Source organism: Nitrospira sp. (genome assembly GCA_030692565.1).
Lineage (GTDB): Bacteria > Nitrospirota > Nitrospiria > Nitrospirales > Nitrospiraceae > Nitrospira_D.
The window spans coordinates 137239-163816 of the sequence record JAUYAO010000059.1 but is presented as its reverse complement, the minus strand read 5'-3'; the positions used below and the strand labels follow the sequence as shown (position 1 = coordinate 163816).

Sequence of the window (26578 nt, the reverse complement as noted above, 5' to 3'; positions counted from 1 at the left end):
TCCCCCCAAACCGATCACAATTCCACTCATTGGCACACGTATCGGCCACACCCTTCGGCGGCGGACCGAATCGCTGCTGGTCCTGCCGTGAATCTACGTCTTGTCACGCATGGTCAGCCATTACTCGGACAGGCTCCTAGCAGTGTCATATTGAAGGCATGCCTGTTTAACCGTACTGCGGCAATCACAATTCCTCGTTCCCTTCGTCCCTCTTTTGTAGGGGAAGAACGAGGGAAGAGGTATTGGTTACCCGCCATCTTGTTTCTATACTGATCCAAAGCCTCACGCAGTTCTGTTATCCCATGGGCGCCATTGGGCAAGCAGGCAGAGGAAGGGGGGCACGTCGGTGCCAGCAAGCTGAGCGGAGCCTGTTGAGGAGATAGAGGGTTCTAGGCGCATGATATCTGAAAGGGTGGAATGAGTTTACTGACAACGACTATGGGGCGTCGCATGATGGACGGGACCGCCAGAATATTTCTGGCGGAGTTGCTGTTTCCACTCACGGCCCTCATTACGACTGGCTTCTTGACGAGACAGCTTGGCCCTCAAGGCTATGGCTTGCTGGCCCTGACGCTGACCACGATCATTTGGATCGAAAGCGCGATGAACTCGTTCTTTACAAAAGCGACGATTAAGTTTGTCGGTGAAACGAGCGATTGGAAACCGGTCGGTGCCATGGTGATTCGTCTCAGTCTGAAGATTGGTATTGCAGCGATGATTCTTGTCTGGATTCTCGCTGCACCGCTCAGCGCGCTGTTCAAAGAGCCGGATTTGGCATTCTATCTCCGCCTGTGCGCGCTCGATATTCCCCTGTTATGCGTCGGACAAGCCTATCGAAATGTGTTGATCGGAAGAGGGAATTACCGAGCCGGCGCGGCGGCCAGAGCCGGACGCTGGCTGATCCGAATGGGGCTTGTGGTGGTCCTTGTCCAGGCAGGTTTCTCTATTACGGGAGCAGTGCTGGGGGTGATCGGTTCGTCGCTGGCAGAGCTTCTGCTCAGCCGCTGGTATCTCGGAGAAGGGATGTTCGTCAAGCAAGCTCCGGTGCCTCTCCCGATTCAGCGATACGGCGCGCTGTTGTTCCTGTCCTCGATCTGTCTCATCTTTTTCAACGGGATGGATCTGTTCATGCTCAAGATCCTCGGAGGAACCGCCACGCAGGCCGGCATCTATAGTGCGGCTCAAAGTCTCTCGCTCTTGCCCGGGTTGTTCTCCTGGACATTCTCCTCGCTGTTGCTGGCTACGTTGAGCCGGCAACTTGCGGATTGCCAGGGAGAAAGAGCCAGGGAACTCGCGCGTGATGCGATGCGTGTCACGATGTTCTTCCTGCCGGTTGCGGCAATCATCGCCGGCGCGGCTCCGGAGATCGTGCAAGTCGTGTTCGGCGCCGCATTTCTCCCCGCCGGCCCGCTGTTGGCGTTGCTGATTGTCGGAGCGGTCTCGAATGTGATGTTGATGGTGTCGATTACGATCATGACGGCTGCGGGATTACCGGCCAGAACGATCGTGTTTACTGCCCCGTTGGTCCTGGTGGCATTGGCCGGTCATCTCGTACTGATTCCCCGATTCGGACAGCAGGGTGCCGCTTTGGTGACTGTTGTGGTCTCCTCTCTTGGGGCGCTCGCAGCGGGGGTAGGTGTGTATGCCTTGTGGAAGGTGTGGCCGCCGGTTGGAACCGTGATCCGGAGTCTGGCGATCGGACTCGTCGTTGGGACGGCGTCGCTCTGGTGGCCGACTTCCGGGTTCCTCGTGTTTCCCAAGCTGGTGCTGCTCGGGATCATCAGCGTGCTCGGCTATTGGTGGATCGGGGAGTTTCGTCCTGGGGAAATTGCCGCAGTGCGGGCATTGTTGCTTCGGAAGACGGAACCCGTACAGCTCACTTGAGACTCTGCCCATCATGTGTCCGACCGCCAAGTCGGACGATTCCTGCTATTTGGACTGTGCCTCGGGTAGAACGGCGCGGGGCCCTCTACATTGGTAGGGTAGACGGTGTTCCCTTGAACCGCTTATGGTGGATGAGTTGAGAAGGCCAGGTTTCACGGCGTGCCGGGGTAAAGGCTTTTGTGGCAAGTGTAAGTCTTGAGCTGTTCCCAAGGTAAGCGACAGGAGATCAGAGTATGTCCGGACCGGCTCGAGTAGTCTGCATCACGCTCGATTCGGCCGAGCAGACCCTCCTTCGTCAATGGGGCAACCAGGGCCTGCTACCGCATTTTGGAAAACTCCTCAAGGCGTCCGTTTCTTCTGCGACGCGAAATCCTGAGATTATTTATAGCGGCACCCTATGGCCCAGTTTCAACACCGGTGTATGGCCTGGTCGGCATAATCACTACTGCTACCTGCAGCCAGACGGCTACGGCTTGCGGCGCTTTCTGCCGGAACATCTATCGGTGGATTCTATCTGGAACGCCATTGCGCAACAGGGGCATCGTATCGCCCTGATCGACGTGCCCGATGCGCGGCTTGCACGTACCTCACGAACACTACAGGTATCTTTCTGGGGCGAGCACGTAGTGAGGCACCCGCTTTCCTGTTGGCCTCCCTCTTTGGAGCGGGAGGTTAGGCAGGTTGCCGGCAAAGATCCTGTGGGTGCCTGCGATCTTTTTCGCCAGCGGCCACAAGAGCTTCGCCGATTCAAAGACGGGGTGATCGAGCGGGCCACACGTCGCACGGATCTTGCGCTCGCGGTACTCGCGCGGGGCCCCTGGGATCTGTTCGTGCTCAATTTCAGCGAAGCCCATTGCGCAGGGCATCAGCTCTGGGCCACCCGCGATCCGACACATCCACAATACCAGACTGCGTTACGGTCGGTTCTTGGAGAAGACCCCCTTCTTGACGTGTACCAGGCCATCGACCACGGCTTGGGCCGAATCGTCGACGCGCTGGGTCAAGACGCGTTTCTTCTGGTCCTGGCGACTCAAGGCATGGGACCGCGCTACGACGCGACCGCAGCCCTTGATTCCGTGTTGCGCCGTCTTGATGGCATCGACGTTCCGAAGGCCTCTCGGCCGATCGAGACCGTGAGAAAGCTGTGGCTCCAATTGCCTGGTATGGTCCGGGGACCATTTCGACGTGTCGCGGACTTGCTCTACGATGCCCCGCGTCAGCGTGAACGTGCAACGCGGAGATTTTTTGCCATTCCCACCCTCGGCAACTGCGGCGGAGTTCGGTTCAACCTCAGAGGGCGTGAGCCGAAGGGTCGTGTGGAGCCAGGACCGCCCTACGATGAATTGTGTGATTGGCTCGAGCGAGAACTCCTCGCGCTCGTCAACACGGCGACCGGGGCGCCGGCTGTGAAGCGCGTGCTCCGCGGTGATCTTCTTTTTGCAGGACCGTTTCGGGACCAGTTTCCCGATCTCGTGATCGAGTGGGACCACGAAGCCCCTATTCCGGCCGTTCGCTCACAACGTGTCGGTGAGCTTCTCGTCGAGTCTCCCAACCCTCGCACGGGGGATCACCGGCAGAAGGGCCTTGTTTTAGCGAGAAGTACAGATCTGGCGCCCCGCGCCCTTGAAAGCGACATAGCGATAGTCGATCTCGCTCCGACGTTGGCGGCACGCTTGGGGGTGGAGATCTCTGGAATCGACGGAAAACCGATTCTCGATTTTCTCCCGCAACACACGCATGAGCGTCCTCATGCATAAACTCGTAGTCGCGGTTGTGATCCCTGCATATAAGGCAGGCCGCTTCCTGAACAAAACGATCGAGAGAGTGTGCGCGAAGACGATTTTGCAGTGGGAAGACAGGATCGCGGGCGAGAGGGGGACGGATGCGCCGCCAGAGTGGTTGGCATCCACCGGTATCAGATATTGGCGAAGGCCAGAGTCATGGAGCATTGTCGAGCGTAACGTAGGCGGGACACCGGTCGCGCCGGCCAGACCGGTGCTGAACGGGCGAATATTGAAGCCGAGGCTTTGATGAGCATCGTTGCAGATGTTCTAATCGGTTTCTTGGTGCTCTTCTCTGTGCGTCGGCTGTTGTGGGTCATGGCTTCGTGGCTGCGTCGCCGCACCCCGAGTGAGGCGGGCCGTTGGCCTGAGGTGCTTATAGCCGTGCCATTTCGCAACGAGCAGGACTCGCTGCCTCGCTTGTTGTCGGGCCTTGATGCCCTATCCTACGATGCCGAACGGCTCTCGATCTGTCTCGTCGACGACGCCTCAACGGACGCCAGCACCGGTCTTGCTGTAGCGTGGGCCCGTGAACGGGCCAATGTCCGGCTTATTACTTTCGACGAGAATGTAGGCAAGGCCGAGGCGCTCAATCGTGCACTCGCTTCGGCTGCCGGCCGGCCTGAGGTAATAGTGGTGTACGACGCCGACCAGTGTCCCCGTTCCGACTCGCTGCGTCGACTGATAGAGCCGTTCGCCGATTCAAGGACTGAGGCGGTGTGTGGCTATCGACGGCCTGTGTTCCGCAAGATAAACGCAATCGTGGCGTACGGATGCTTAGAAGCGTGGACGCATCAACTGGTCAATCTCGCAGCCAAGGAGGCCCTGGGCCTGGACCCGCCCACGATGGGCGGGAACTGCGCGTATCGGCGACCTGCGCTCGAACGTATCGGCGGCTTCCCTGCCGGCTCTTTCAGTGAGGATATTGAGGTGTCGTTGGCTCTTGCAGGAAGCGGCGGAAGGACCCGCTTCGTCCGTGACGCCGTCGCCGATCATATCGTCGCTGACTCGCTCCAGCACTACCTCAATCAACGACTCCGCTGGAGCCGGGGACTCATGGCGTCCCGTCACCATGTGCGCGGACTCGAGGCCGCGTTCGTGGCGGCCGGCTACCTCGACCGCGTGGTTCTGTTACTGGTTGCCGCGTGCATCGGTGGCGGCTACATCAGCCCGTGGTGGCTCGTGGTCTACGCGGTCCCAGCATTGACTGCAGTGGTCACCGCAGTGGTAAAGGCTCACCCAGAGCCCCGGCTAGCGTGCACGGTATTTGCGGTCATTCCCGTGATGTTCATCGTTGATGTGCTCGTCAGTGCGGTGGCCGTGGTGCAGGGTATCACCCGGCGACGAATTCTGTGGATCGACCGGCGGAGTGCTGGCAGTAGCCCTGCTGGTAGCGCTGAGTCGCACGACCTCAGATGCTAAAGAGTACGGACACCAAAGGGGAGATTCGAACAGCATCGTTCTATGGAGGGACAATAAATGGATAAGAAGTTACCTAGCCTATCGGTCATTGTGGTCTCTGACTACGCGGCCGGCGAGGAGAAGTCGTGGGAAGACCTCCGGCGGGCGTTACAGGCATGGGCGGAGCAGGAGGGCGCGCCGGCCGAGGAGTTCATCCTCGTTGAGTCGTCGCGATTCGAGGGCCGGATTCCGAGCGACGTATTAGGGCTCGTCTCCAATATGAAGGTGCTCCATGTCGACGCCGAGTCTTCGTATGAATTGAAGAACCGGGCGGTGGAGGCAGCCTCCGGCGACTGGCTGGCCATTGTCGATGCCGACTGTATTCCGTCCCGGTCGTGGCTGCGGGTGCTCCGCGCCGCCATTGCCGAACATCCCGACACAGCGGCCGTCAGCGCCAGGACCTTGTACCCGGGCCGGTCACGCATGGAGCGGATACTGGGTCTGTTATCGCGGTCGTATCTTGATCCGGGGCGACGTGGTCCAACCCGTTTCATCTCCGGCAATGCGGCCGCTTTCAGACGCGACGTCTACCGTCGCCATCCACTTCCCGTTGGGATGGGCGCATTTGCATCCCGGATACAGTCGGAGGCATTTCTGCGGGACGGTGAGACGCTGTGGTTCGATCCGGAGTTGGTGGTGGTGCACGATTTCGAAGGATGGCCGATGGAGCGGGACATACGCCGCAATCACGGATACAGCACCGTCATCACGCGGCTGCGCGATGATCGGTTGCCGTATGCCCGGCTCATTCGTTTCGGGGTCCCGGCCATTCCGTTGATCGTGATAGGAAAGACCGTCGACAGCATCCGTGATTGTTTCCGGTGCTTTCGCCAGTACCACGTGAAACTGTACGAGTTACCGCTGGCTATGGCATTGACCGTGGTGACGCACGTTGCCGAAATTCCGGGGATGCTGGCCGCGTACCGTGGTCAATCCCTGGGGGAGACGGCGTACCGCTGACGCCGAGGTTGTCGGGTTTCTCTGTGGGCTGGGGAACAGCGCGCGGCAGTGGGCGGAGGGGGATGGATGAGGAGTGGCAAGCCTATCAATGTTGGATTAGTCGGCTGCGGCTGGTTTGCGCAGGCAGTGCACCTGCCGATCTTGAGACGTTTGCCGGGAGTGAAACTTGCCGCGCTCGCGGAGCCCGATCCAGATCGGCGGCGAGAAGCCAGCCGATGTGTTCCGGCGGCCGTGGCCTATGCCGATTATCGCGACCTGCTGAAGATGCGAGCCCTCGATGCGGTCATTGTGAGTGTGCCGACTGCGCTCCATGCTGAGGTGGCGATCGCAGCCATGCAAGAGGGGAAGCCTGTCTATCTCGAAAAGCCGATCGCGATAAGCGTGCTCGAGGCCGATCGCGTTATCCAGGCCTGGGGGAAAGCCGGCGTCGTAGGAGTGGTCGGATTCAATTATCGATTCAATCCACTCCATGAAGCGGCGCGGCGTCACATTGATGCGGGCCGCCTCGGACCACTGGTCGAAGTCCGTTCGGTGTTTTCAACCCCGCCTCGCGACATGCCTGCGTGGAAACGGGACCGTTCAACCGGTGGGGGCGTTTTGCTTGACCTGGCTTCCCATCATATCGATCTCGTTCGGTTCCTGTTTCAGCAGGAAATTCGAGCGGTGCAGGCTGACCTTTACTCCTGCCGAACGGACCAGGATACGGCCACCCTTGATTTTCAACTGATCGACGGGCTGAAGGTGCGGTCCAGTTTCTCTCTCTGCGCGTGCGATGAAGACCGATTCGAAATCGACGGACAGTTGGGGAGCGTCACAGTCGATCGATATCGGTCCCTGAGCGTCGAAATTACCGCACGAAATCGTCCGTCGACTCGTGTCGGACGCATCGCACACATCCTGACCTCCCCTTCTCAAGCGTACTATGCCTGGCAAAAATGGCGATCCCCCTGGAATGAGCCGTCGTACCGGCGCTCGTTGCAGGCCTTTGTTTCCGCTGTGCAAGGCCAGCAGGTCGCCTCTCCTGATTTGATGGACGGCTACCGCAGTCTGGAAGTGATCGAGGCTGCAGAAGAGTCTGCGCAGACGGGCCGGGTCGTGGATGTGACGTCCAGCCTGCATTCCGGATCCCTTGTCACAGAGCGGACGCCGACCAGTGGGGAAAGTCCATGAAGGATCACGGACCAGCTGCCGAACATAAGAGGGCGATCACCTTCTGTTATCGGGGCTTTACCGCCAATTTCAGGACACGCCATGTGGTGGCGTCGATCCTTGGACAGGCCGGACATGATGTGAAGCAGATTAAAGATGGACCGGCCGATCTCTCCGCGGATAGCGTGGTGTGGATCTGGGGAAATACCAATTGGTATCCGGGCCTCTATGCACAACTTGCGGCCATGCCTCAAGCGCAACGGCCGCTGGTCGTGCTGTGGCATGCAGAGCCTCTGCCGCCTCCCAGGGCCGCCGGGTTGCCCTGGCCGCGACTGAATTGGTGGGAAACGGCGAAGAGTGTGTGCTTCGCGATGCCAATGCAACGGATGTTTACACGAATTATCTCGTCTTGCGTCGTTGGGTGAAGCAGGGGGTTCCGGATGTGCTCGTGGCGGCTACATTGGGGCGCCGTGGGTTTCTCTCTGAGCGAGGCATTGCGGCTGACTGGGTGCCCCTGGGCTATGAGCCTTCATATGGTCGCGATTTGAGATTGTCCAGGGGCATCGATGTGTTGTTTCTTGGCGCCCAGGATGTTCCCCGACGGAATCGCCTCTTGCGCGGTTTGCGCAAGAATGGAATTCAGATAGAAGCCGTCGGCAGTTACGTTGATCCGCGCTGTTGGGGAGAAGAACGGACGAAATCGTTGAACCGGACGAAGATCATGCTCAACCTGGCCAGGACGCCGGGGGAGTTTCCCGACCTCCGGTTAATATTGGGGATGGCGAATAAGGCGCTCGTCATATCCGAACCGATCTACCGACCAGACCCGTTTGTGGCTGGGCACCATTTTGTGAGTGTCTCGATAGGCGAGATGCCGGAAGCGATTCGGTATTACCTGAATCACGACACGGAGCGAGCCGTAATCAACGAAAGGGCGCACCGACTGGTCACCCAGGAGCTTACGATGGAGATCGGTCAGCCGTATTCTTGACCTCATTTCAGCGCGAGTGAATCAACGCGCACTGGTCCATCGGTCGTGTGAACGAAGCGCCCTCTGAGACATCATGACGGAGTCTAAGGCCCCAAGCTTCTCGATCGTGATTCCGACCTATAGTCGGCCGGAGCAGCTTGCCGTCTGCCTACAGGCCTGTGCTCGCATCGAGTATCCACGCGACCGTGTTGAAGTGATTGTGGTGGATGATGGAGGGACCAAGCCTTTGGACGAGATTGTCGCTGGCTTCCACGGCAAGCTTACGCTCAAGCTTTTGCAGCAGGAGAACTCGGGCCCGGCGTCGGCACGCAATAGAGGAGCGTCTGAGGCCGCAGGGGAATTTCTTGCCTTTACGGACGACGACTGCGCCCCTGCTTCGGACTGGCTCAAAGCCTTGGGAAGAGAATGCGTTGCGTCCCCGGATTGTGCCGTTGGAGGGCGTACGGTCAACGCGCTCACGGGGAACGTGTACTCCACGGCCAGCCAACTTCTGATCTCCTATTTGCTTTCCTTCTACAACGCGAGTCCTCACGATGCGCGTTTTTTCCCGTCGGGCAATCTGGCGTTCCCGACCAAGCAGTTTCGCGCCGTCGGAGGATTTGACGTGACGTACCCGCGGGCTGCCGCTGAGGATCGCGAACTGTGCGATCGCTGGCTGCATCTTGGGCATCGAATGATCTATGCCTCGGAGGCTGTGGTCTACCATGCCCACGCTCTGACGTTTCGAACTTTTCTGCGTCAACACTTTCACTATGGACAGGGCGCGTTCTGCTTTCATCGGGTCCGCGCCAGACGGCTCCAGGATCGAGTCAAGGTTGAGCCGCTGATGTTTTATATCAACATGCTGCGTTACCCGTTTGTCAGCGCACAGGGAGTGCAGGCTCCACTCTTGATGCTGCTGCTCGTGGTGACGCAAGTTGCCAACGCGGCAGGATTCTTCTGGATGCGTCTGAAGGGTGCAGCAGGAGATTGAGCGAAATAACGAGAGGAGCTCAGCATGGTAGTTCAACAAGTTCCTGCGATGTCGGTCATTGTGATCTCTCCGGACTCCTATAGCACTGTCAGGAAGACGATTCGCCGCCTTCGGGCCCAGGGCGCCTGTCACCAACTGGAAATTGTGCTGGTTATTCCTTCGGCGCAAGGCGCGGCTATCGATTATGCGGAGCTCGATAGCTTCAGCGGGATCCATATTGTCGAAATCGGCGACATGACGTCGACCGCCCGGGCTCGAGCTGCCGGCGTACAGCGCGCCACTGCGCCGGTGGTCGCCTTTGTGGAGGACCACTCCTTTCCCGCAAAGGGATGGGCTGAAGCCCTGATCCAGGCGCATCGGAAGCCCTGGGCATCGGTCGGCCCCATGATGGCTAATGCCAATCCCAACAGCCTTGTCAGCTGGACCAACCTAATTATTGAATATGCCGAATGGATGGAACCGGTTTCTGCGGGGGTGAGGGAGCATTTGCCCGGGCATAACGGGACGTATAAACGGGACTTGCTCTTGGAGTATGGCGATCGTCTGGAAGCGATGTTGGAGGCCGAGAGTATCCTCCAATGGGATCTACAGGCGAAAGGGCATCAATTGTATCTCGAACCGGCGGCGAAGACCTATCACCAGAATTTTTCGGCCCCTTTTTCTTGGATTCCGTTACGTGTAGACGGCGGCCGGTTGTTTGCGGCTTCCCGTGCGCGGACGTGGTCACCATTACGACGTGTACTGTATGCCTTCAGCGCTCCGCTCATCCCGTTCGTCCGATTTCGTCGTATCGTGAGCGAACTGCGCCGGCCAGGCCGGGCGAGGCATCTGTTTCCCCGAGTGGTGCCCTTGCTGTTTGCGGGGCTGGTCGCGGATGGCGCCGGCGAAATGATCGGGTATGCCTGTGGGGGCGGGAATGCCATGAAACGGCTGTCCGACATGGAGTTCCATCGTGAACGATACCTCACGAAGCGCGACCGGTCGGCTGAGGTGGAAGCATGATCTTGATCGCACATGCGCTTTTCCCCTCGTAGCTTGCCTTTACTGGAAGGACCGTCTTCATGCGTTTTTGCATGGTGACTACATTTTATCCCCCCTATCACTTTGGCGGGGATGCCACGTTTGTGCAGGCACTGGCCCGCGCGTTGGTGGCGAGAGGACACCATGTCGAGGTGGTGCATTGCGAAGATGCCTACCGTCTGCAGAAGGAAGAAGCATCGGTCACACCGACCGAGAGCGACGACATCGTTGTTCACCGCCTGCACAGTCCATTGGGGTTGCTCTCTCCGCTCATCACTCAGCAGACCGGACGGCCAGGATTAAAATCCCACAAACTCCATGCGATCTTGGAGCGCGATTTCGACGTGGTGAATTTTCACAACATCTCGTTGGTCGGTGGTCCAGGAGTGTTGGGCATGAGCAAGGCACCGGTGAATCTCTATACGTTGCACGAACACTGGCTGCTCTGTCCGACGCACATCTTCTGGAAGAATCGGCAACGAGCATGCGATAGTCTGCAGTGTATTCGCTGCAGCATACGTTCCGGCATACCGCCACAACTCTGGCGTTATACCGGATTGATCGAGCGGAGCTTGGCGAAAGTTGATGCGCTCTTAGCGCCGAGCGAATACACGGCAGAACGTCACCGAGCAGCTGGATTTGAGGTGCCGATTCATCTCTTGCCTTTGTTCGCAAGCCTAGAACCCGGTTCTTCGGTCAACGACGCGCTGCCGTCACGACCCTATTTTCTCTATGTGGGCCGAGTGACGGCCTCAAAGGGCGTTGCGGTGTTGGTAGAGGACTTCTTGGCGCTCCGTGATTACGATCTCTTCATTGTGGGGGACGGAGACCTGCGTGTCGCACTCCAGAGGCAATACGCCGATTATCCTCACATCCGTTTCTTAGGTCCACTATTGCATAATCAACTGGCACCTCTGTACCGGAAGGCAACCGCACTCATTCTTCCTTCTCTCGCACCGGAATCATTCGGCCTTACCGTAATCGAAGCGTTTGCGCGCGGGACACCAGCCATCGTGCACGCAGCCGGTGGCAACCGTGAAGCGATCGGCAAAGCAGGAGGCGGGTATATCTATGAAAGCCGGACAGAGCTTCACCAGGCGATCTTGGCGATCGCGGCCGATCCGCAATTGCGCGAGAGACTCGGCGAATGTGCGCGCAAGGCATATGCGCAGCATTATTCCGAGACACGATATCTGGAACATTACCTTGGGCTTGTTGAGGACATCCGAAACAAGAAAGGGGTCGCTCAAAAAATAGCGACGCCGACTCAACGGCAAGAAGGAGTGTAGGGAAGGGGGCCGAACACCCTTGCATACCACGATGCCGGGTTCGGTCGCACACTCCAGAAGAACTGACGATGACGAAGCTCATGAAATTGGTTCGTTTGATGCGAGTGGTCCGAAATTGGTCCCGGACCCTCATGGACCATCTCCAGGTCACAACGGCTGACTATGTCTGCCATCTCCGTAACGGGATCAGTGTGGAGGTCAGAGGAGGCACAGATGATCGGCATGTCATCTTTGAAGTCTTTGTCGAACAAGTCTATCCAGTTGCCTTGTCGGGAGAGAAAGTTGTCGTCGATATCGGCGCGCACATCGGCTGCTTCACCGCGCTGGCTGCCGAGCGCGGTGCACGAGTTCTGAGCTTTGAGCCATTGCCGGCCAACTTTGCGATTCTGGAGCGCAACGTGCAGCGCAACAACATTCGCAACGTGCAGCTGTTTCAGTCGGCAGTCAGTAGCAAGCATGAAACACGAGCGTTGTATCTTCCCGATAACGATGCGCACACAGGTCGGAGCAGCCTCCAAGTAGCTCGAGCCGCCCGCCGTATCGAGGTGTCGTGCCTCCCTCTCGATGACGTCATTCGCGAGAATCACCTTCAGTGCATTGATCTTCTGAAAATCGATTGCGAGGGAGGAGAGTACGAAATCCTGTTCGCGGCCAGCATGGAGTCGCTCAAGATGGTTCAGTCGATTGTGATCGAGAATGAGCCGATCACATACCAGGCACAGGGTGGGGACAGGGAGAGTCTGATAAAGCATTTGCGCACAGCAGGATTTATTGTGGAGAGTCGCAACCACTACCTCTATGCTCGGAGGGAGCAATCTTTCGGTGTGAAGCCATGATGCAAAGCTCTTTCGATCATGCCCCAATGCCGAAGGGACCTGCCGGATATCCCTTGTTAGGCCACGCCCCTCAATTTCTTCGGGATCGGTTGGGCTTTCTTTTGCGGTGCGCGTGCGAGTACGGCGAGGTTGTCACACTCAACATCGGCGGCGAGACATGTTTGCTCACGAGCCCGGAAGACATCAAGCATGTCCTCGTGAACAATCCGGACAACTACGACAAGAGTCCTCGTCTAACAGGCCCCAAAGGCAAGCTGTTGTCGGGAGAAGGATTGCTGACCAGCGTTGGCGCGGCTCACCTGCGGCAGCGACGCATGCTGCAGCCGGTATTTTATCGGAGGGTGATCGAATCGTTCGCTGAAACGGTTACGAATACAACCGAGCAGATCCTCGCAGGCTGGGAAGACGGCTCCGAAATCGATATCAACCGAGAAATGTCGACATTGACTCAACGCGTCATCATTCGAACGTTATTCGGATTGGATTTCAAGGATGAGGCAGAACGGCTTGCCGACGCGGTGACGGCGCGGAGGCGCTATTTCGAACACGTCTTTTTTTCGATGGTTCCCTTCCCTGAGCACCTACCCCCGTGGAAACGTCACGACTATCGGAAGGCCATGAACTATATCGATGAGACCATTTATAGAGAGGCTCGCACGCGTCGCGAGGCCTCGGGGCCGGGGAGCGACATGCTCTCCATGCTGTTACGCGCCCGATACGACGATGGAATGGGCATGACTGATCGACAAATTCGTGACGAGGTGATGACATTCCTGATCGCCGGCTATGAAACGATAGCGGAAGCCTTGACGTGGACATGGTATCTGCTCTCCCAACATTCGGACGCAGAGGCGAAACTCCGAGCAGAGGTTCGTCACGTGCTATGTGGCCGCACACCTGGCGCAGCGGATCTGCCGCAGCTCCAATATACGGGGATGGTGCTGTCTGAATCGATACGGTTGTATCCTCCGACATGGATCTTTATTCGCATAGCGCGGCAAGCTGATGTGTTGCCGAGCGGTGCAGCCGTCCCCGCCGGATCAAAGCTCTATCTTTGCCCCTATGTGATGCACAGGCATCCTCGATACTTTCCCGACCCAGAACGGTTCGATCCGGGTCGATTCACTGACGTGGCGAAAAAGGAGCGGCCGCAATTCTCCTATTTCCCGTTCGGCGGCGGTGCACGCGTCTGCATTGGAGAGCATTTTGCCAAGATGGAAGGCATCTTGGTGTTGGCCATGATTGCGCAAAGATTCAAACTAGCCCTGGTGCCGGGTCAGACGATCGTGCCGGAGCCGAAGATGACCTTGCGGCCGAGGAGAGGGATTCGGATGCGATTATCCCGGCGTAGTCAGGAGTAGGAGATATGCGTGGGAAAGAATGAACCGATCGTGTCCGTTGTCATTCCGACTCTGAACAGGCCACACTTGGTTGCGCGAGCGGTGCGGAGTGCGTTGGCTCAGACCCTGAACGCGATCGAAGTGATCGTCGTCGTAGACGGTCCCGATGAGGCGACCGTACAGGCTCTAGATGCAATAGAAGATCCCAGATTAATAATTGAGCTGCTGTCTCGCAATCTGGGTCCTGCAGAGGCTCGCAACCAGGGAGTCGAAGTAGCTAGAGGCCGATGGATCGCTTCTCTCGACCACGACGACGAATGGCTCCCCAACAAGCTCGACATCCAACTACGCATCGCCCAGCAGTCCACGTTCCAAGATCCCATCATCGCGTGCCGTTTTCTCAAGCGGAGTGAAACGACCGATGTCGCGTTGCCCCGCAGATTGCCGGCGCCCGGTGAGCTCATGAGTGACTATCTGTTCCGCCGAACCCGTCTGTTCGGAGGAGAAGGGCTTGTGCAGACCTCTACGATCCTTACGACCAAACAGTTATTGCAGAAGGTCCCGTTTCGAGCAGAGTCGCGGCGGCACGACGACATGGACTGGCTCCTCCGAGCCAGCATGCGTGACGAAACCGCCGTGCTATTTGTCGCGGACCCCGAACCACTTGCCATTTGGCATCGGGAGGAGAAACTCCGGACAATCAGCAGTAGCAAGGACTGGCGGTTTTCATTTTCCTGGATACAGCAAAACCGTCACCTCATGACCTCCCGAGCCTACGCGTCGTTTTTGTTGACATGGGGCAGCGCCAATGCGATCGAGCAAGGGGACCGATCGGCGTTCTGGCCGCTCCTGAAGGAGGCGTTTCGACATGGGGCTCCCGGAACCCTCGATGGCATTGTGTTCGTAGGCATCTGGCTGATTCCTCAAGAGTGGCGACGGTGGGCAGCCATCTCCTTGACCTCTTCGCGAAACTGACTTGATGCTGCATCTGCTGAAAGGTTGAAGGCAACATGATTCTGAAGGAGGGTGATCAGTGACGTTTCCTCAACTGCTGCAGATGGTTGCTCCGGCCGACACCAAGGCGCCATCTCGTCTCGAGGCCTTGATCAAGGGGCTTTGGTTCGTGGCCTGTGCCAACGTCCTGGTCTTGTTTTTCGTTCAGGGGGGCTACGATATTGCCGTTGGTCCTGTTCATCTGCACGCCTCTTCCCTGAGGAACTGGCTTGCCCTCTGCCTGGCTCTCTCCTTAGGCAAGGCCTGGATGGAAGAGAGGCGTGGCGCCAGATCGGTGTTAGAAGGGTTGCAGGCTTCGCTCCTGCTTTTCATCGGGGCGTTGACCGTGTATTACTCTAACGGGCATACCTTCGAAACGGCCGATACCTTGCCTGCGCGTTTTCTTCCGGTCAGCATCCTCACGGACCGAGATTTTTATCTCGATGAGTATGCCGCTACCATCGAACAGTACGATGAACAATACTTTGTCCGGGTCATCAACGGACATCTGATATCGACTTATCCCCCATGGGGAGCCGTCCTGTCCGTGCCGGTATATATTATTCCCGTTCTCAAAGTGGGGACGAGGCTCGCCGCTGAGACGCTGTTCGATTTGGAGAAGCGGGCAGGCATGCTCATGGTAGCGCTATCGGTGTTTACCCTATTTATCGGGCTACGGCGGGTCACGACGCCGCGCGTGGCGTGGTTCATTGCCTTCGTCTATGCTTTTGGAACAAGCAGCTTGAGTCTTATTAGTCAAGCCTCGTGGCAGCACGGTCCGAGCCAGCTGTTTTTCTCGCTCACTCTGTACTGTCTGGTAAGGGGCAGGGAGACTCCGGCTCTTATTGCATGGGCCGGGCTGGCGCTTGGTTGGGCGGTTATCTGTCGCCCGTTGAATCTCGTCATGGCGCTTCCGATTGCACTCTATGTGCTCCATAAGCATCGGGAGCAATGCGTTGGGTTCTTGCTTGCCGGTATTCCTCCGCTGCTGCTGTTTCTGTGGTACAACGACGCGTATTTCGATTCGCCTGTCCGGACCGGATTTGGTGCGACCGTTGTCACTCCGGCTTCCCTCGTGGGGCGCCATCTTTCCTGGTTCAACACCCCCTTCCTCGAAGGGCTTGCGGGCGTGCTGTTTTCCCCGGCGCGTGGGTTGTTCATCTACTCCCCGATCTTTCTCTGTTCGCTGGCCGGGATGGCGTTGGCATGGAGAGAGCCGGGACAGGTGCTACTCAGGTATCTGAGCGTGGGGACTCTTTTGTTGCTCATCCCGGTCGCGACGCTTGGGAGTTGGTGGGGAGGACATGGGTATGGTCCGAGGCTTTTGGCGGATAGCGCCCCTTTCCTCTGTTTCTTGATGGTTCCCGCCCTGGAGCACATTCATCGGAGACGCTGGATCAAATATATGGTCGTAGGGTTGACGGGCGTTTCAATCGGGATGCATGCCATTGGGTTTGCCTATTCCGGCGATTGGGGTTCAGAGCGACTCGACTTCGATACGTATCCCGAACGGGTGTGGTACTGGCGGGAAAGTCCTCCGGTCCTGTTCGGCACACAACTTCTGGAGCAGGCGTGGCAGAAGGTTGCCATGCGGTTCTGAGGTGTTGTAGGTGCAACTGAGGTATCTACGAAGGATGTGAACGAACCGCTCGCTTGCCCACGACAAGGCAGCAGGGGGACCAAGCCGAAGACCAATAGTATCTAGCGCCGCTGCTTGATGGCCTGCATCCGTTCGAGCATCCGGTCCCACACAAATCCATGGAGCCGAAGATTGGCCGCACGCTCCACCTTGCTGAATCGCACTCCGATCCGCTGCTCATCGATCCACCGCACTTCCGCTTCTTCGATCGGGAGCGATTCCTTCTGATCCGGCAGAATCAGCCGCAGCAACAGGTTCGCTGTCTGGGGCAGAATCGTCGTACATTCGATCGTGCAGCCGAGCACCGAAAGATTGGTGAGGGTGCCTTCGCCGATCGCAGAGGTGCCGGCAAACATCACGGGATAGGCCGTTGGAAGGGGTAAGCGATAATGCGCACGCTGATAGGGTTTGGTCTGTTCCATGGCAGGGTGCAGTGTAGCCTGGTGTGAGGCGGAAAAAGTATCCCTCCTTTGAGGGGCTGCGGTTGCTGTTGCTGTTGAGCGGAGTCGGATCGGTCAGGGGGTGTTGTGAGCGGGTGTGTTCTGTCGATCCAGGAAATCCATCATGAGGCGGTGATGTTCGGGCGTGATGTCGACGACACGGCCGCCGCCGTGTCTCCCTGCGGCATGAGTCAGCTTGAGTGCGCAGTGAATCCGGCTCTCGGCTTCGAGCTGACACTCGATCTCGACCCGGTCTCCGGCCAGGAGCGGGAGATCGGCAGAAATCTGGAGGCCCTGCGCGGTGAGATCTACGAGGGTGCAGAGACTGGTGGCTCCGTTGCGATGCATGAGGCCCCGCCGGTTGACCAGGATGCGAACGTGCCGGCGTGGATCGGACATGAGCGGCCTTTCTTTTTGATCGATCAGTCATCCGATGCCGGGCGACTCAGCGGCGATCGGCGGGGGTGGGAGGAATGTTGGCGATCAGCCCGGATTTCTTCCAGCGCCAGTACTCCGACCACGATTGGAAAGGGAAGCAGCGTGATCAACATGACAACCATGAGGAAAGACATCGCCGGACTCCTTTCAGCGGACAGTCGATACCGGTTTCAGTGCAAGCCGGAGACCAGCGAGAGGATTGCCCAGCCTGACCGGCTGGAAGTGTCAGATTGCGGATGTTTTGAGGAATAGCGTCGAGCGAAGGGGGATATCGCTATGATGCTGGGCGGAGGGAATCAAGGATAAGTACGGCAAAACGGCGCTGCGCAGCAAGAATTTCCTCCACCTTTCGAGGGGGGGCAGACCAGCGAAGGCGCGGGAGCTATAAAGCGGTGGTGTGGGTGCTCAGGATGGCGGATTGAGGGATGGGTCTGAGAGTGCTAATCCACCGGTGTTTCATCAGCTGGTCGGCGATGAGGATGTAGGTGTCTTCCGGGAGCGTCAGTGTCGTGCGGAGCTTCTCCAAGAGAGCCTGATTGCTGCTTTCCGCGTGCAACTCGTACCAGGCGCGGTGCGGAATGATGACCAACGCATAGCAGGGGACGCGGGTCAGGACCTGCACCTTCTTGCGGACGAGGTAGGCCGCCTGGATATCGGGTCTCGATGCCAGTTGCCGGGCGATCCCCTCAATCACTTCAGCTGGCAGCCCGTGCGGCTCGAACGAGTCCCCGGGTTTGATCGTGCTGCGTTCGGCTTCGGCATCAAGGAGCTGCTGCCGTTGCCGCTGCGCCTTGACGCGGTAGCGCATGGACTCTTTATGGTTGCCCCGGCGTTCCAGGAAAGTGGAGGCCAGTTGGCAGGCTGGAATCACCGCCTCGCGATCCGCCGCCAGGGCCTTCTCCAAATACTGCAAACCGGCTTGATCGTCTTGCGCCAAGAGGAGGCGGCCCATCGCCAAGTTCGCCGCCGCGTGAGCGGGTGCCTTCGTGAGCAATTGCTGCAGCAACGGCAGTGCTGCGCGGTCGCTTTCGAGCGCTTCCATTTGGCACGCATATTCCCACAGCTCGTCGATCGAGAGCCCGACGGTCGCAGATTTGTCGCTTAAGGCCTGGCAGCGTGCCCGCGCTGCCGCCATTTCTTCGTGCTTCTGTTGCCATTCGTCCGCCACAGACTCCGCCCAGCTGCGGTCGAGGGCTTCGCGTGTCGCGGTGGCATGCGCGTCCAGATAATAGTTTGCGGCTGTGGCCTCGTGAGGGTCGCGCAGATGGGGAAAGTCGGTCGGCGGTTCGGGGGCATTCTGTTTTTCCGGAAGTCGATCTAATGCGGCCAGTCGATCGACCAAGGCCGGATGCGTGTCGGCATAGCCGGTCGTCTGCTGCATCGCTTCGTGCATCCACTTCTGAATGCTGTCGTGAGGCGTGACGCGCTGCAACACCGTGATGAGTTCATCGAGGTGGGAGGCGGGCGGTGCAGGGTTCGTGATGGTCCGGCGATTCAATGCGGGCCAATACCGTTCGTCCATCAGATGCGCGATGATCTGGAGCGATGCTAAGGCGTCTTTCATCGCGTGCGGGCCGACCAGCCGGGCTGCCTGACGATCGGCTTCGTACTCCTGCGCGCGGGCCAGGACGAACGAGTAAGCGTTGAAGAAGGGGGCATACCAGTCCAGGAACTTGGTAAAGAACACCGAGCCCCAATGATCGCGGGCGCGCAGCTCTTCCAGCAGGCGCGACCAGATTCTGCGGGTGCGATAGATCCACCCGGAGAAGCGCCCATGAGAGTGGCCGAGGTGGCCGAACTCATGCGCGAGCACGGCCCGGAACTGGGCCGGTGCCATGGCCAACATGAGGGGGAGGCCGAGCAGCAGATAGTTCTGATACCAGCCGAAAATGCCGAGGCGCGGTCGCTGTGCGACGGCGGCATTCAGGTCGTTCACGATGAGCACATGGTGAAACGGCGGCGTGCCCAACGCAGTCGTCAGTTTGTCGATCAGGAGGAACAGGCGCGGCGCGTCTTCCCGATACACCTCATAGCCCGTCGGTGGGGCAAGGCGCACCCAGAAGGCCCGCAGGATGATCGCCGCCAGCACTCCAAGACCGAACAGCAGCTTGATGGAGCTGAGATGGCTCGATCCTCCGTCTTTCAGTGAGAGAATCAGCCAGGCGCTGACGGCCAATGCCAGGCCCAGGACGGCCAGCACATAGGCATAGCCGAGAGCGGCGACCAGCGCGACCTTCAGTTTGTACGGTGTCGGATGTTTCTGGGCGTACGTCTCGAGACGGCGCACCAATTGCTCGAACTGTGTGTCGGACATTGTGATCGGAATTCCTCCTAAGGGTCGCAACCAGTTTATGAGAAGGTCGCATGATCGCCAAGGAGTTTGTCATTTATTGATGGCGGACTCTTGAAGGATGATCTGCCTGCGCTGGGATGCAGTGGGATCAGCATGTGGGAAGGGATGTGGTGTTTGGCCCGAGTGCCGGGCAGAGGCGCCCTAGGTTATGCGGAATAGTGTTCTTGCAGGTGGTCCCGCTGAAACCGCAGGATATGTTGGATCAACACTTCCCGGTCCTGTGAGGGCATCCTGACGAAGCGAGCGTGGAGGCGATAGGTCCCTCCCGGAAAGGGGATGGGATCGAGCCGCAATACTTCGGCGAAGGATGTGAAGAGGCCATGATCGGGCAGGCGAAGCGTGACCGCGAGGATGTCGTTGGGTTGATAGACCGTGGCGACCGTGACGCCGAAGCCGCCGCCGCTGATGTTGACGGATTGCTCGATGAGGGCACCCTCCGTCGTATCCGTTTCGGGCTGAATGCGGATGGGCAGGGTGACGGTAATTCGATAAAATTCGCGGCGATCTCTTCCTGACGGCGGCGAAGCCGGTGTATCTGAGGCCATGATGCAAGGGAGTATAGCAAAGTCGGTAGACCCGAGGGTGTCAAAATGCAGGCTGCCGTTCCGATCAACGTAAGGGCGTTGGGATGGATTCCTTCTGGATTTGAGAGGGTGTCTGAGAGGCGATCATCTGCCGAATGGCCTCACTGATGAGTTCAGGCTGGTCGAAGTTGATGAAGTGGCTGCTGCGGTCGGCGAAGATTTGGCGGCTGTTGGTGGAGAGTTTGGTGAGATCGGATTGGAATTTGAGCCACATCTTTCGAAAGTGTTTGGGGTCGACGTTTGATGGCATGTCGGGCCACCAGGTTGGTCCGGTCGCGGTGATGACGGTCAAGGGCAGGTTCCCGAGCGAACCGGCCATCCCGGTTTGCCCAGCGGTCCCCTCCAGTGCCGCACCTTCGTATGTCATCGTCTTGAAGTAGCGCGACTGCGTCCATCCGGCGCGGAGGAGCGGGCGGATGTCGGCAGGCACACCGGCTTCCTGGGCGGCAAAGAACGACGGCGCAAGATCCTGCGAGATCAACAGCCGGGTCAGGCCTAGGGCCGTCACCGCGCGGATGATCGGGAACATGGATTTTCCGGGTGAGACGAATCGCATGAACTCGACTTGGTCGAATTGCCGTTCATGCCCCGCATCCACCAGCACCATCCCGACGACATCGTTTGGGTGGGCCTGGCGATATAGCCGAGCGACGAACCCGCCGAGTGAATGGCCGACGAGCACATAGGGGCCGGAGATGCCGCCGTTCGTCAGCAACTGGTGAAGCTCATCGGCCATCCGTCTGCCGATGCGTGGCAGACGGCCAGTATCGCTCCAGCCGAATCCTGCCCGGTCATAGGAGCAGACCCGTGTGATTTTCGCGATCTCCGGCTGGACCTCTGCCCAATAGACCGACCAACCAGGACCCATGGCATCCAAGATCACGGTCGGGCTGCCTTCGCCGGTGCAGTAGAGGTGAAGTTTATATCCGCCGACGTCGATAAGCTGTCCGGGCGGTGGGTACTGCTTCCGGTCCTGCACCATGCCGACAATCTGATATCCCACGCCGATCAGCGCGAACAGCAGTAAGCCGATTGTAACGTGAAGCAGCTTCCGCAGGGGGCGGAAGCGGTGCCGACGTTTAGTGAGCATGTGTCATAGCGCGGTGCCAGCGGCGGAGGTGTTTCATGGCGGGGAGCTTGGTTTTGCCGTTGAAGAGATAGTTTTCGAGCACTCCGTAGAGATTGTAATCGACGAAGAGCGGCCGGTCAGCCAGGAGAAACGGCGAGGTCGCCAACACGTTGTCGATCGGCTCCAATAGATCGGCAAACTGCGCGCACAGAGGCCGGCGCTGAGCGGTCCATTCCCGGACGCAGCCCTTTCCGAACTTCCGCTCCTTGTGGCGGATGAGCATCGTGCGTTCGACCAGCGGGCGCTTCGGGATCACGTAGGTATCGTTCACCTTGAACCCCACCATCTCCAACTCCTGCTCGATGTAGCGCGAGAGAATGAGCTGCAGGCCGTCGAACTCCTTCGGAAAGAGGTTGAGCGTGAAGCGCCGATCGACATGCCGCGCGACCTCTTGCCCGAAATCGGTGGTATCGCAGAGGGCCCGCTTCCCATCGACAATGCAAGGCACGCTGTGCCCGCGCCCTTTCGTGGCGGTAATGATGGCGGCGCGATCGTGAAAGGGAATGTTGCGCAAGTGAAACGGAATCCCATTCCGTTCGAGCATCCGTCGCACCGTGATGGCGAACGGCGACCAGGGAAACTGAATCAGAGTGAGCATGGAGCCTATATGACGTAAGTGATGAGAAACTTCAAGATTGAGGCGGTTGTAGCAATGAATCGGAGATGCCAATCAGCCATCGCACGACAGGATATTACCTGCTTGAAGTGAAAGGAAATCAAATGGAGGGGGGCAGTGGCGGCGGCGTGCATCTATGTACTGGCCTTTTGCTTTTATGGCCGCTGGCTGGCCAGGCAGGCTGTTGAGCTGAATAGTCAACGTGTGACGCCGGCTGTGCGGATGAACCACGGGGTTGAGTATTCGCGTGGGCTTGAGAAGGGAGTGAAGGACGGATCAAACAATTACGGCGTGAACATTTCCTGCAGCACCGCGAGGACGGCAGTAAGGGTTCCGGGAGTGACACGACCAAGCCGCTTGACGAGGCGCTCGCTATCAACCGTGCGCAACTGGTCTGCCGCAACAAATCCGGAGCGGTCACGAAAGCGGCATCTCACTCGCCAGGGGTAGGCTTGCCCGCCGGTGGTCATCGGCGCGACGATCACTGTCCGTAGGTGTTGATTCAATTCATCGGGAGAAACGATCAGGCAGGGCCTTGTTTTTCTGATTTCATTGCCGCGGGTCGGATCGAGATCGATCAAATAGACCTCGCCGCGTGCCGGGGATGCGTGCTCTATCGCCACTTCCAATCTTCCTTATCGAATCGTGTGGCGGTCGGCGGGTCGAGGAGGGCGTCTTCTCCTTGCGTTCGCATGCGTCGGGCGGCATCGGCCCAGCCTGCTCTCGGTTGCGCCGACTTGGAGATCAGAATTCGACCCGGTTCCGCTTGGAGCTCGACTTCATCCTCAAGCTGGGCTTCTTGAAGCAAGGTCTTGGGGAGGCGGATTCCCTTTGAGTTGCCGATCCGGACAATATGAGCTTTCATGTCAATCTCCCGCTTTGAGGCTACATTGTAATCACATCGCCCACTGAAGGCAAATCCCGGACTAACTCTTGATTTACAAGCAGCGGACGGGTTGTTAGGATGCACCGCATGAAAGCGGCTGTAAATCTGCTCTGGGTGCTGCTCTCCGTCCTTGGAGCCGTGGCGTTGGCCCACGTGGTCGGTGTCATTAATCCCTACGAAAAGGTGAACGGGCTCTGGCTGGTCGTGGCGGCGGCGTGCATCTATGTGTTGGCCTATCGCTTTTATGGCCGGTGGCTGGCTAGACAAGTTGTTGAGCTGAACAATCAGCGCGTCACGCCGGCTGTGCGGATGAACGATGGGGTGAATTTTCATCCCACTAACAAAGTCGTACTCTTCGGCCATCACTTCGCGGCGATTGCCGGGGCGGGGCCGTTGCTGGGGCCGGTACTCGCGGCGCAGTTCGGGTTTCTCCCCGGCTTTCTCTGGCTGGTGATCGGCGCGGTGCTGGCCGGGGCGGTGCAGGATTTCATCATCCTCGTGGCCTCGATGCGGCGCAACGGCCGCTCGCTCCCGGAGATCGCGCACGATGAGCTCGGGTCCATCACCGGGACGGCGACGGCGGTGGCGGTGCTCTTTATTGTGGTGGTGGCGCTGGCAGGGCTGGGCTTCGCGGTAGTGAACGCGCTCTATCACAATGCCTGGGGCACGTTCACGATTGCGATGACGATTCCCATCGGCTTCATCATGGGGTTTTATCTCCAGAAGTTTCGCCCCGGCGCAGTCGCGGAAGTCTCGGTGATCGGCGTGGTGTTGCTGATCGCGGCGGTGCTGTTCGGACGCGTGGTTGGACAGTCGTCGTTTGCCGCGTGGTTTGAATTCGAACGGCCGACGCTGGTGTGGCTCTTGGCCGGCTATGGTATTCTTGCCTCGGTGTTGCCGGGCTGGATGTTGCTGGTGCCGCGCGGGTATCTCTCGACCTTTATGAAGCTCGGCGTGGTATTTCTCCTCGGTTTTGGCGTGATCCTCATGGCGCCGACGATCGAAATGCCGCGCGTCACGGTCTTCGCCGCTGGCGGCGGGCCGATTATTCCCGGCACGCTCTTCCCGTTTCTCTTCATTACGATTGCCTGCGGGGCGGTGTCGGGCTTTCACGCGCTGGTGTCCTCCGGTACGACGCCGAAGATGATCGAGCAGGAGTCGCAGGCGGTGGTGGGCTATGCGGCGATGCTGTTGGAGAGTTTCGTCGGCGTGATGGCGTTGATTGCGGCGTCGGTGCTGATTCCCGGCGACTATCTGGCGATTAATACGACGTTAAGCGCCGAGACCCTCTCGGCAATGGGGTTCGCTCCGTCGCGCATAGCGGAACTGTCGCAACTGGTCGAAGTCGATGTTGCCGGGCGGCCTGGCGGGGCGGTCTCACTCGCGGTGGGCATGGCGTCGATCTTTGCGGCGCTGCCCGGCATGGCGGGATTGATGGCCTATTGGTATCAGTTTGCCCTGGTGTTCGAAGCGCTGTTCATTCTGACGACGATCGATACGGGGACGCGCGTGGCGCGCTACCTGATTCAGGAAATGGCGGGGCGGGTCTATGCGCCGTTTCGCCGGATGAATTGGTGGCCCGGGATGCTACTGAGCAGTGCCTTCGTGGTCGGGTCCTGGTCGTATTTAATTGGGACAGGAAGTATCTCGACGATCTGGCCGATGTTCGGCGCGGCGAATCAATTGCTGGGGACGCTGGCGCTCTGTATCGGGACGACGGTGCTGATCAAGATGTGGAAGTCGCCCTATCTCTGGGTGACGGCGGTGCCGATGGTGTTCGTCGGTGTGGTGACGCTGGCCGGGTCCTATGAGATGTTCGGGATGTTTATGAAGAAGGCCGCGACGCTGGCGGCGGGGCAGGCGTTCGCGTTGTATCTCGACGCTGCGCTGGTCGCAGTGGTGGCCGTTCTGGGATTGATCGTCTTGAGCGACAGCCTGCGACAGTGGTATGGCTATGTGATCTTGAAGAAGCCGTTCACGAGCAGTGAAGTCATCGTTATGGCCGGTGGCGGATCGGTAGGGCGGGTGCAGACGGCAATTTCTGATGGTGAAAAGGATAAATGTTTCCGGCTGCCGCACGGTGGCGGATGCTGTTAGGGGGCAGCCTGGGCAAGCTCCCTTGCTCGCGCACCCCGCACGCAAGATCGATCGAAACATGAAATTATGGGCGGTGCTCGGTGCATGCGCGCAGTGGGAGCTTGCCCAGGCTGCCCCGTCTATTTAAGGTAGAAGTAGAAGAAGGAGGGGATCGTGGCGGATCAATTTTCGTTCGATGTAGTCTCTGAAGTGAATATGCAGGAGTTGCGGAACGTGGTCGATCAGGCGACGAAGGAAGTGAAGCAGCGGTTCGACTTCAAGGATTCCAAGACGGAGATCACGCTGAAGGAGAAAGAGAAGGAACTTGTTATTCTGTCGGATGACGAATACAAGCTGAATGCGGTGATCGACATTATCAAGACGAAGTGCACGAAGCGCGGCGTGTCGCTGAAGGCATTCGATTACGGCGCCATCGAGCCGGCGCTCAGCGGGACGGTGCGGCAGACGGCCAAGATCCAAAGCGGGATCGCGACCGAGAAGGCGAAGGAAATTACGAAGGCGGTCAAGGAGTCGAAGTTGAAAGTGCAGGTCCAGATTCAAGGCGAGCAGGTGCGGGTGCTCAGCAAGAGCAAGGACGATTTGCAGGCGACGATGACATTTTTGAAAGGCAAGGACTTTGGGATCGATCTGCAGTTTACGAATTATCGATAAGGAGATGGCGATCGCCTCCGTCTCATGAAGCGCCTGCTCTCTTTGCTCCTGCTCCTCGTTTCTCTCGTCGGCTGCAATCGCAGCGATCCCATTGTCGTGCTGCAGCTTCATCCTAAGAATCCTGACATCATCTACGTTGCAACGAACGACTACATCTACAAGAGCCGCGACGCCGGGCAGACCTGGACGAATCTGTCGAAGGGGATGAGTCATTCACGCGTGATCGCGATGGCGATCGATCCGGCCTATCCTGCGACGGTGTATGCGGGGACGAAAGGCGATGCGGTCTTCAAGAGCCACGATGGCGGGCAGCGGTGGGTATCGATGCGCTCCGGGCTGGATGACGCTACGATTACGTCGGTGGTGAACCAGTTCGTCTTCGATCCGGCCGACGATCAGCACATTTTCATCGCCACTACGATGGGTGTGTTTGAGACCAAGAACGGCGGCGAGAGCTGGTCAAAGAAGATGGAGGGGATGAAAGAAGTTCTGATGGTGGTGACGTTAGGCATGGATCCAACGCGTCCAGCCATTCTCTACGCGGGGACAAGCGGGGGTGTATACAAATCGATCGATCAAGCGGGGTATTGGGAAAAAGTGAACAATGGATTGGTGCCGGCGGACATGGTGAAGACGTCGCGGGCGCTGAATGTGACGTCGGTGCTGGTCGATCCCTACGAGCCGGATACCATCTATGCGGCAACGCTCGCGGGTCTCTACAAATCAACTGATGCGGCTGCTTCGTGGAAACGAATCGGGGAATCGCTGGCGGATCAGATGATCATTGCAATGGTGCTCGATCGAACGCGCAAAGGCGCGATCTATATTACAGGGCGTGATGGTGTGCATCGAAGTGAGGATGGTGGCGCGACGTGGAGAGCAATCAACAACGGACTTGCCACAACTAACATCAGGACGATCGCGCAGAGTCCGTCAGATTCAAAGCTGTTTTATGCGGGGACGAATGGGAGCGGCTTGTATCGGAGTAAGGACGCGGGCGAAACGTGGGAGTCGATGCCGCCGCTCTATGCAGGGAATGAGATGCGTCCGTGATTGAGTGACGGAGAG

At 58.5% G+C, this 26578-nt stretch carries 25 protein-coding genes; 18 read left to right on the top strand and 7 right to left on the bottom strand.

Features of this window, described 5'->3' with window-relative positions; genetic code table 11:
- The first annotated feature begins 417 nt into the window (after positions 1-417).
- The 14 genes from Q8N04_20650 to Q8N04_20585 all read left to right on the top strand — a co-directional run bounded on the left by Q8N04_20650 (position 418) and on the right by Q8N04_20585 (position 16277).
- A complete protein-coding gene (locus tag Q8N04_20650) occupies positions 418-1884 on the top strand; it encodes an oligosaccharide flippase family protein (GenBank protein MDP3093090.1) in 1467 nt (488 codons plus the stop codon).
- Positions 1885-2117: 233 nt separating this feature from the next.
- Positions 2118-3641: an alkaline phosphatase family protein gene (locus Q8N04_20645; GenBank protein ID MDP3093089.1), complete on the top strand. Its 1524-nt coding sequence runs from the start codon at positions 2118-2120 to the stop codon at positions 3639-3641.
- Positions 3642-3914: 273 nt separating this feature from the next.
- Positions 3915-5087, top strand: a complete 1173-nt coding sequence (locus tag Q8N04_20640; GenBank protein MDP3093088.1) for a glycosyltransferase family 2 protein — start codon at positions 3915-3917, stop codon at positions 5085-5087.
- A 57-nt stretch (positions 5088-5144) separates the two neighbouring features.
- Complete coding sequence (locus tag Q8N04_20635; GenBank protein ID MDP3093087.1) at positions 5145-6086, top strand: glycosyltransferase; 942 nt, start codon at positions 5145-5147, stop codon at positions 6084-6086.
- A 66-nt stretch (positions 6087-6152) separates the two neighbouring features.
- Positions 6153-7256 (top strand): Gfo/Idh/MocA family oxidoreductase, encoded by a 1104-nt coding sequence (locus Q8N04_20630; protein ID MDP3093086.1) that lies wholly within the window; start codon positions 6153-6155, stop codon positions 7254-7256.
- Entirely contained in the window at positions 7253-7660 is a 408-nt protein-coding gene (locus Q8N04_20625) for a hypothetical protein (GenBank protein ID MDP3093085.1), read from the top strand. Before Q8N04_20630 ends, Q8N04_20625 begins: the two co-directional genes overlap by 4 nt.
- 23 nt (positions 7661-7683) lie before the next feature.
- Positions 7684-8226 carry a glycosyltransferase gene (locus tag Q8N04_20620; GenBank protein MDP3093084.1) on the top strand — a complete coding sequence of 181 codons (543 nt, stop codon included), beginning with the start codon at positions 7684-7686 and terminating at the stop codon, positions 8224-8226.
- Between the two features lie 73 nt (positions 8227-8299).
- The gene (locus Q8N04_20615) at positions 8300-9199 is read left to right on the top strand and encodes a glycosyltransferase (protein ID MDP3093083.1); all 900 of its coding nucleotides are present in this window, start codon (positions 8300-8302) and stop codon (positions 9197-9199) included.
- Between the two features lie 24 nt (positions 9200-9223).
- Positions 9224-10201 carry a glycosyltransferase gene (locus Q8N04_20610; GenBank protein MDP3093082.1) on the top strand — a complete coding sequence of 326 codons (978 nt, stop codon included), beginning with the start codon at positions 9224-9226 and terminating at the stop codon, positions 10199-10201.
- Between the two features lie 59 nt (positions 10202-10260).
- Entirely contained in the window at positions 10261-11508 is a 1248-nt protein-coding gene (locus tag Q8N04_20605; GenBank protein MDP3093081.1) for a glycosyltransferase family 4 protein, read from the top strand.
- 80 nt (positions 11509-11588) lie between these two features.
- Positions 11589-12344: an FkbM family methyltransferase gene (locus Q8N04_20600; protein MDP3093080.1), complete on the top strand. Its 756-nt coding sequence runs from the start codon at positions 11589-11591 to the stop codon at positions 12342-12344.
- Positions 12341-13705: a cytochrome P450 gene (locus Q8N04_20595; protein ID MDP3093079.1), complete on the top strand. Its 1365-nt coding sequence runs from the start codon at positions 12341-12343 to the stop codon at positions 13703-13705. The genes Q8N04_20600 and Q8N04_20595 overlap by 4 nt, the downstream gene beginning before the upstream one ends.
- A gap of 9 nt (positions 13706-13714) precedes the next feature.
- A complete protein-coding gene (locus Q8N04_20590) occupies positions 13715-14659 on the top strand; it encodes a glycosyltransferase family 2 protein (GenBank protein ID MDP3093078.1) in 945 nt (314 codons plus the stop codon).
- Between the two features lie 58 nt (positions 14660-14717).
- Positions 14718-16277 (top strand): hypothetical protein, encoded by a 1560-nt coding sequence (locus Q8N04_20585; protein ID MDP3093077.1) that lies wholly within the window; start codon positions 14718-14720, stop codon positions 16275-16277.
- 101 nt (positions 16278-16378) lie between these two features.
- On the opposite strand, the gene Q8N04_20580 is transcribed toward Q8N04_20585, so the two are convergent.
- On the bottom strand, positions 16379-16738 hold the full coding sequence (locus tag Q8N04_20580) for a PilZ domain-containing protein (protein ID MDP3093076.1): 360 nt from the start codon (positions 16736-16738) through the stop codon (positions 16379-16381).
- A 105-nt stretch (positions 16739-16843) separates the two neighbouring features.
- On the opposite strand from Q8N04_20580, the gene Q8N04_20575 reads away from it, so the two are divergent.
- Positions 16844-17446: a hypothetical protein gene (locus Q8N04_20575; protein MDP3093075.1), complete on the top strand. Its 603-nt coding sequence runs from the start codon at positions 16844-16846 to the stop codon at positions 17444-17446.
- Between the two features lie 130 nt (positions 17447-17576).
- Here the strand turns inward: Q8N04_20575 and Q8N04_20570 are convergent, their stop codons facing one another.
- The 6 genes from Q8N04_20570 to Q8N04_20545 all read right to left on the bottom strand — a co-directional run bounded on the left by Q8N04_20570 (position 17577) and on the right by Q8N04_20545 (position 22741).
- Positions 17577-19508 carry a M48 family metallopeptidase gene (locus tag Q8N04_20570; protein ID MDP3093074.1) on the bottom strand — a complete coding sequence of 644 codons (1932 nt, stop codon included), beginning with the start codon at positions 19506-19508 and terminating at the stop codon, positions 17577-17579.
- Between the two features lie 185 nt (positions 19509-19693).
- Positions 19694-20092: a PilZ domain-containing protein gene (locus Q8N04_20565; GenBank protein MDP3093073.1), complete on the bottom strand. Its 399-nt coding sequence runs from the start codon at positions 20090-20092 to the stop codon at positions 19694-19696.
- A gap of 64 nt (positions 20093-20156) precedes the next feature.
- Positions 20157-21221 (bottom strand): alpha/beta hydrolase, encoded by a 1065-nt coding sequence (locus Q8N04_20560; protein MDP3093072.1) that lies wholly within the window; start codon positions 21219-21221, stop codon positions 20157-20159.
- Positions 21211-21858 (bottom strand): glutathione S-transferase family protein, encoded by a 648-nt coding sequence (locus Q8N04_20555; protein MDP3093071.1) that lies wholly within the window; start codon positions 21856-21858, stop codon positions 21211-21213. The genes Q8N04_20560 and Q8N04_20555 overlap by 11 nt, the downstream gene beginning before the upstream one ends.
- A gap of 302 nt (positions 21859-22160) precedes the next feature.
- On the bottom strand, positions 22161-22499 hold the full coding sequence (locus Q8N04_20550; GenBank protein MDP3093070.1) for a type II toxin-antitoxin system PemK/MazF family toxin: 339 nt from the start codon (positions 22497-22499) through the stop codon (positions 22161-22163).
- Positions 22490-22741 (bottom strand): AbrB/MazE/SpoVT family DNA-binding domain-containing protein, encoded by a 252-nt coding sequence (locus Q8N04_20545; GenBank protein ID MDP3093069.1) that lies wholly within the window; start codon positions 22739-22741, stop codon positions 22490-22492. Before Q8N04_20545 ends, Q8N04_20550 begins: the two co-directional genes overlap by 10 nt.
- Positions 22742-22849: 108 nt before the next feature.
- On the opposite strand from Q8N04_20545, the gene Q8N04_20540 reads away from it, so the two are divergent.
- From Q8N04_20540 to Q8N04_20530, 3 genes are all read left to right on the top strand, one after another.
- Complete coding sequence (locus Q8N04_20540) at positions 22850-24859, top strand: carbon starvation CstA family protein (protein MDP3093068.1); 2010 nt, start codon at positions 22850-22852, stop codon at positions 24857-24859.
- A gap of 153 nt (positions 24860-25012) precedes the next feature.
- Positions 25013-25510: a YajQ family cyclic di-GMP-binding protein gene (locus Q8N04_20535; protein ID MDP3093067.1), complete on the top strand. Its 498-nt coding sequence runs from the start codon at positions 25013-25015 to the stop codon at positions 25508-25510.
- Between the two features lie 24 nt (positions 25511-25534).
- Positions 25535-26563: a hypothetical protein gene (locus Q8N04_20530; GenBank protein ID MDP3093066.1), complete on the top strand. Its 1029-nt coding sequence runs from the start codon at positions 25535-25537 to the stop codon at positions 26561-26563.
- Positions 26564-26578 lie beyond the last annotated feature (15 nt).